Here is a 6,476-nt window from a genome sequence, read left to right as displayed (position 1 = left end):
ACGACCAGCAGGCCGGTGACCAGCAGTGAAGCCGCGATCATGGGTTCGACGGCGGGAACCTGCACCCCCTGCAGGCCCAGCAGGGCACCCGCCAGCAGCATGCCGGCAAAGCCCAGCGGGCCCCATAGCAAGCCCGGGCCTGTGCGGCGCGCAGCCAGTGCGCTCCAGAGACCCACGGCCAGCATGGCCGCCAGGTGGTCCATGCCCGTCAGCGGGTGAAGGAAGCCGCTGAAAAAAGCACTGGCGTGCTCATGCACCGCAGTGCCCGAATGGTGGTCAATATGGGCGCTAGCGCCCGCCGATAGCGCGCAAGCGGCTATCAAAAAAAGAGCACTTCTGGTTTTGGTCGGCATGGTGTGGTCTCGGGTAGTGCTTAAACAATCGGCTGGTGCACGGTGACCAGCTTGGTACCGTCTGGAAAGGTCGCTTCGACCTGGATGTCGGGGATCAGTTCGGGAATGCCGTCCATCACATCGGCGCGGGTCAGCACTGTGCGGCCTTCGCTCATCAGCTGGGCGACGGATTTGCCGTCGCGGGCGCCTTCCATGACGGCGGCGCTGATAAGAGCTACGGACTCTGGGTAGTTAAGCTTGAGGCCGCGGGCGCGGCGCCTTTCGGCCAGCAGGGCAGCGGTAAAAATAAGGAGCTTGTCTTTTTCTCGGGGCGTCAATTCCATGGGGCTCTCTCAGGGCAGGCTGCCGGCTTGGGGATGCTTGCCGGGGTGCAAGAATGGTGCCACAAGAGCCTGGGCAGGCCAAGGCTCAGGCCCTCAGGTTGAGGTCATGGCATAGAACCTGCACCGCTGTACGGTTCCCCACTCCGCGCTCGCGCATTTGCCCACCCCCATGGACGCACCGGCTACGCCACCGCTACTGCCAGTTCCCGCCGACGCGTCCGATGCGGCAGCTTTTGCTGCGTCCGGGTCAGGCAACGACGCGCCGGTGCAGCGCATCATCAAGGTCCGGCGCGACTACAACAGCTGGGTGGCCAGCGAAACCATGGAAGACTATGCGCTGCGTTTTACGCCACAGCGCTTTCGCAAATGGTCTGAATGGCGGGTTGCCAACACCGCGTTCGGCGCGGCCTCTTTCCTCATCCTGGAGGCCGTGGGCGCGACGCTGCTGGTGAAGTACGGGTTTACCAATGCTTTCTGGGCCATCGTGGCCACCGGGCTCATTATTTTTCTGGCGGGCCTGCCGATCAGCATTTACGCAGCGCGCTATGGTGTCGACATGGACTTGCTGACGCGCGGCGCCGGTTTTGGCTATATCGGTTCCACGCTGACCTCGCTGATCTACGCCTCGTTTACCTTCATCTTTTTTGCGCTGGAAGCGGCCGTCATGGCTTACGCGCTGGACCTGGCGCTGGGTATTCCGCCCAGCTGGGGTTACCTGATCTGCGCGCTGGTGGTCATCCCGCTGGTGACCCATGGCGTCTCAGCCATCTCTCGCCTGCAGGTCTGGACGCAGCCCTTGTGGCTGGTCATGCTGGTGGTGCCCTTTGTGTATGTTTTTCTGCGCGATCCCGGTGCGTTTTTGGGCGTTCTGCACTACGGAGGGGAAACTGGAACAAGCGGTGAGTTCAATTTGCACCTATTTGGTGCTGCTTTGACGGTAGGAATTGCGCTGATCACCCAAATGGGCGAGCAGGCGGACTATTTGCGCTTCATGCCGGTGCAGACTGAAGCCAACCGCTGGCGCTGGTGGGCGGGTGTACTGGCTGGTGGGCCGGGCTGGGTGCTACTTGGCGTGGTGAAAATGCTGGGCGGCGCCTTCCTGGCCTACCTGGCCATCTCCAACATGGTGCCGCTGGACCGGGCCGTAGACCCCAACCAGATGTACCTTGCAGCCTACGAATATGTCTTCCCGAACTACGGCATGGCGGTGGCGGCCACGGCACTGTTCGTGGTGGTGTCGCAGCTCAAGATCAATGTGACCAACGCGTACGCCGGCTCGCTGGCCTGGTCGAATTTCTTCTCGCGCATCACGCACAGCCACCCCGGGCGGGTAGTGTGGGTGGTCTTCAACACACTCATTGCCTTCATGCTGATGGAGATGAACGTGTTCCAGGCGCTGGGCGACGTGCTGGGGCTGTATTCGAACATCGCCATCGCCTGGGTGATGGCCGTTGTCGCCGACCTGGTCGTCAACAAACCACTGGGCCTTTCGCCCAAAGGCATTGAATTCAAAAGAGCCCACCTGTATGACATCAACCCGGTTGGCGTGGGTGCCATGGCCTTGGCATCCGTGTTGTCCGTCACTGCGCACCTGGGGCTTTACGGCGAAACGGCGCGGGCTTTTTCGGCAGTCATCGCCATGGGTACTGCATTCGTGGCGGCACCCCTGATCGCATGGGCGACCCAGGGCCGTTACTACATTGCGCGCAGTTCCGGAGCGGTGGTTTCCGACGATTCCTGCAAGCGCTATGCAACGCAGCATTGCGTGATCTGCGAACGCGCATATGAGGGGCCGGACATGGCGCATTGTCCTGCGTACCAGGGGCCCATCTGTTCCTTGTGCTGCACGCTGGACGCGCGCTGCGGCGACCTGTGCAAGCCGCACGCGAGCCTGTCGGCGCAATGGTCGGGCACGCTGCGCTGGCTGCTGCCGCGCCGCGCCTGGCCTTACCTGGATACAGGGCTGGGCCACTTCCTGTTGCTGATGCTGATCATCGTGCCGCTGCTGGCCAGTGTGTTCGGCCTGCTGTACCACCAGGAAATCAGTGCGCTGGCCGACATCGAACTTTCCGAGCCGGCTTTGCGTTCGGGTTTCATGAAAGCCTATATGGCCTTGCTGGTCATAGCCGGACTGGTGGCATGGTGGCTGGTGCTGGCGCATAAAAGCCGGCAGGTGGCCCAGGAAGAATCCAACCGGCAGACGCATTTGCTGATGCGTGAGATCGAATCGCACAGGCAGACGGACGAAGCGCTGCAACAGGCCAAACTGGTGGCCGAAGAGGCCCGCCGCCATGCGGACCAGGCCAACCAGGCCAAAAGCCGCTACATCAGCGCCATCAGCCACGAATTGCGCACGCCGCTTAACAGCATCCTCGGGTATGCGCAGCTGATGGGGGAAGACAACGCCATACCGCCGCACCGCAAACAGGCCGTCAGCGTCATCAAGCGCGGGGGTGAGCACCTGCTCTCGCTGATCGAGGGAACGCTCGATATTGCCCGCATCGAAGCGGGCAAGCTCACCTTGAATGTCAAGCCCATGCATTTTGCCGATTGCGTGCACGAGATGGCCGGCATGTTCGAACTGCAGGCCGCAGCCAAGGGCCTGGGCTTCCGGTTTGAAGCCAGCGGGCATTTGCCGGAACTGGTGCGAGCCGACGAGAAACGCGTGCGGCAAATTCTCATCAACCTGCTGGGTAATGCCATCAAGTTCACGGCGCAGGGCCAGGTGATTTTCAGGTTGCGCCATGCGCGCGAGATGGCCTACATCGACATTGAAGACACCGGCCCCGGCATGCGTGAGGCGGAACTGGCGCGGATTTTTGAACCTTTTGCGCGCGGGGCTGCGGCCGGCCAAAGCGCGGAAGGCACACCGGGCGCCGGCCTGGGTTTGACGATTGCCAAGATGCTGACCGACCTGATGGGTGGTGAGATGACGGTGATCAGCACCCCGGGCGAAGGCTCGATTTTCCGCATCCGGCTGTTTTTGCCCGAAGTGCACATGGCTGCAGGGGCTATCAAGGACGCTGCGGCCGTGCCCGCCAGGCGCCAGCCGCGAGGCTATGAAGGCGTGCGCCGCAAGCTGCTGGTGGTCGACAACGAAGAGGCCGACCGTGAACTGCTGGTGCAGTTGCTTGAGCCCATGGGGTTTGAATTGCGCACTGCCGCCAGCGGCCACGACTGCATGGACCTGCTGGCCACCGGCTACCGGCCCGACGTGATTTTCATGGACCTGGCCATGCCGGGGATTGATGGCTGGGAAACGCTGCGCCGCGTGCGTTCGTCAGGGCATGGAGAGATTCAACTGGCCATTGTTTCCGCCAATGCCTTCGACAAAGGTGCCGAAAACGATGCCGGTATCCTTCCGGAGGACTTCATCCTCAAGCCGGTGCGCCACACAGAATTGATTGACTGGCTTGAACGGCGGCTGGCCCTCAAGTGGCGCTATGACCTTCCTGCGGATGCCGGTGTCCCTGTGGTCCATGCCCTGCCGCCTGTACTGCCCGATGCTTCCCAGCTTGCGGCCCTGCTTGAAGTCGTCAATCTGGGGTTTTACCGGGGCATCATGAACAACCTGGCAGAAATTGAACGGCAACGGCCGGAGGCCGCGGCCTTTGTGGAAGAGATGCGCGTGCTGGCGCGGAAATTTCAGTTTGAGGCCATGGGCCGGCGGCTGGCGAACAAGGAGGCAGACCATGAGCAGCGTGCTTGACGGCGGACCCGCGCTGGATCGACGGCTGGACCGCACACTGGACCGGGCCAACAGCGATATCGTGCTCATCGTGGACGACGTGCCCGACAACCTGTCGGTGCTGCACGATGCGCTTGACGAATCAGGCTATACCGTTCTCGTCGCGACCAGCGGCGAGGCTGCGTTGCAGCGTGCGCTGCAGGCTTTGCCTGACATTGTTTTGCTGGACGCCATGATGCCCGGGATGGACGGCTTTGAGGTCGCCAAGCGCCTGAAGGCCATGCCGGAAACGGCTCACATTCCCATTATTTTCATGACCGGTCTCACGGAAACCGAATACCTCGTGGCGGCACTGGAGGCCGGTGGGGTGGACTATGTCACCAAACCGATCAAGCCCAAGGAAGTGATGGCGCGCATGGGCGTGCATTTGCAGGGCGCCCGCCGTGCCAGGCAGGAAGCGCGGCAGGCGGGCCAGGCACGCAACGCGCTGGATGCCTTCGGCTACGCCAGCATCACGGTGCGCATGGGGGGCGACGCCGACGGCAGGCTGATCTGGCAAACGCCGCTGGCGCGCGACCTGCTGATGCGTTACTACGGTACATCCGCGCCGCAGACACCCGAACCAGTCCTCAACTGGCTGCGCCGCCACATGGCGGAGGCGGAACGCCAGATCGAGCCGCCCCGCCTGGCGGTGGAGATCGGCCCGCGGCGCCTGACCTTCAGGCTGCACCAGCAGACCGACGATGGGGAGCGCGGCGGCGACTGGTTGATCGTCATGCGTGAAATTTCCGACGATGCCGTGGTGGAGGCCATGAGCCTGAGCTTCAAACTCACGGCCCGCGAAGCCGAAGTGTTGTACTGGGTGGTGAAGGGCAAAACGAACCGTGATATTGGCGACATCCTGGGTTCCAGCCCGGCCACGGTAAAAAAGCACCTGGAACGGGTCTACGCCAAGCTGGGCGTGGAAACCCGTACCGCAGCTGCGGGTATGGCGATGAATCGCATCCGGCAGCTTCATCCGCAGTTTGAGGGGTAGATATGGCCCCCACGGTCGCTCACTGCGTGTAGCTCCCTGCCCCCCGAGGGGGCCGCTGCGCCTGCGGCCCGGCGAAGCCGGTTCTGCGGCCCCTGCTTGCTAAGAAGCGGTTTGCAAGGGCCGTATGAGGCAAAAAGCGTGATTTGCGCCGGGCGGTTACAATAGGAGCTTCGGTAAAGCATCAGCTTTTTACTTCGAAGCCTTCTGGCAATCGGCTTCCATTTCAAATGCGGCGCTTCTCAGAGCCCGAATCCACAGTGCCTTCAGCGCCCATACAGCCCTGAATACCCTCAGCACTGTTCCGTTTTCCGGCGAGCACTTCCCCCAACGGTGCCCACTCATGGCTCAACCAGCCCAGCCCCTTGCGGGGCCTGGCGGGATAGAAACCGAACACCCGCCGGCTTGCTTGCAAGCCGATTACGCACTTATTTATCAAGCCGGGAAAAATACCCGGCGCAGACTTTTATGAACAACGATTACACCAAAATTGCGGTGGGCAAATACCTCGTATCCCCACTCGCCAAGCAGCAAGCCGAAGGCCGTTACGCTGCATCCGTTTCCATCCGCTCCGGACGGGGTAGCGCCACGCATGACCGCGTGATGCGCTTCTCCGGCCTGTTTGACAGCGCCGCCGCCGCCGTGCATTACGCTACGGAGCACGCGCTCGGCTGGATCCACGAACGCACCGCACCGGCATGCGCCTGACGCGTTGCCAGTCACCACAGAATAATTTTTTCAATTCCTAGGAGTTACATCATGGCCAAAGAAGAACTGATTGAAATGCATGGGCTGGTTGACGAAGTGYTGCCKGATTCGCGCTTTCGCGTCACGCTCGASAACGGCCACAAGCTKGTGGCYTAYACCTCCGGCAAGATGCGSAAAAACCATATYCGYATCCTKGCMGGCGACCAGGTGTCGCTGGAGCTCTCGCCYTACGACCTGAGCAAGGGCCGGATYACYTTCCGCCACATCGCMGGMCGCGGCCCCGGACCGGCACCGCGCCAGACCCGCTGAGCGGGTTCGGCGCCGCCTGCGCCAAGCGGCCGCCAAAACAAAACGCCCCGGAGAAGTCATTC

The 6,476-nt window shown here is 62.2% G+C and carries 6 protein-coding genes; 4 read left to right on the top strand and 2 right to left on the bottom strand.

Annotation, left to right across the window (positions count from 1 at the left end; translation table 11 throughout):
- A partial coding sequence (locus AC1D0Z_RS14340) for a HupE/UreJ family protein (protein ID WP_477658898.1) occupies positions 1 to 353 on the bottom strand: 353 nt, incomplete at its 3' end.
- Positions 354 to 373: 20 nt separating this feature from the next.
- Positions 374 to 676 carry an urease subunit gamma gene (locus AC1D0Z_RS14335; RefSeq protein ID WP_007874763.1) on the bottom strand — a complete coding sequence of 101 codons (303 nt, stop codon included), beginning with the start codon at positions 674 to 676 and terminating at the stop codon, positions 374 to 376.
- Positions 677 to 845: 169 nt separating this feature from the next.
- On the opposite strand from AC1D0Z_RS14335, the gene AC1D0Z_RS14330 reads away from it, so the two are divergent.
- The 4 genes from AC1D0Z_RS14330 to infA all read left to right on the top strand — a co-directional run bounded on the left by AC1D0Z_RS14330 (position 846) and on the right by infA (position 6,414).
- Complete coding sequence (locus AC1D0Z_RS14330) at positions 846 to 4,385, top strand: hybrid sensor histidine kinase/response regulator (RefSeq protein ID WP_477658897.1); 3,540 nt, start codon at positions 846 to 848, stop codon at positions 4,383 to 4,385.
- Positions 4,369 to 5,400, top strand: coding sequence for a response regulator (locus tag AC1D0Z_RS14325; RefSeq protein ID WP_477658896.1), 1,032 nt, complete (start codon positions 4,369 to 4,371; stop codon positions 5,398 to 5,400). The genes AC1D0Z_RS14330 and AC1D0Z_RS14325 overlap by 17 nt, the downstream gene beginning before the upstream one ends.
- A 465-nt stretch (positions 5,401 to 5,865) precedes the next feature.
- Positions 5,866 to 6,105, top strand: coding sequence for a hypothetical protein (locus AC1D0Z_RS14320; protein WP_477658895.1), 240 nt, complete (start codon positions 5,866 to 5,868; stop codon positions 6,103 to 6,105).
- Positions 6,106 to 6,156: 51 nt separating this feature from the next.
- On the top strand, positions 6,157 to 6,414 hold the full coding sequence (gene infA, locus AC1D0Z_RS14315) for a translation initiation factor IF-1 (protein ID WP_477658894.1): 258 nt from the start codon (positions 6,157 to 6,159) through the stop codon (positions 6,412 to 6,414).
- Positions 6,415 to 6,476: the final 62 nt, after the last annotated feature.

Source organism: Polaromonas sp. P1_E3 (assembly GCF_056405935.1).
This window is presented reverse-complemented; position numbering and strand designations above follow the sequence as displayed.

Excerpts from the sequence above, each read along its gene's own strand:
- AC1D0Z_RS14325 (WP_477658896.1), top strand. The coding sequence starts at position 4,369 with ATGAGCAGCGTGCTTGACGGCGGACCCGCGCTGGATCGACGGCTGGAC.
- AC1D0Z_RS14320 (WP_477658895.1), top strand. The coding sequence starts at position 5,866 with ATGAACAACGATTACACCAAAATTGCGGTGGGCAAATACCTCGTATCC.
- AC1D0Z_RS14330 (WP_477658897.1), top strand. The coding sequence starts at position 846 with ATGGACGCACCGGCTACGCCACCGCTACTGCCAGTTCCCGCCGACGCG.
- AC1D0Z_RS14335 (WP_007874763.1), bottom strand. The coding sequence starts at position 676 with ATGGAATTGACGCCCCGAGAAAAAGACAAGCTCCTTATTTTTACCGCT.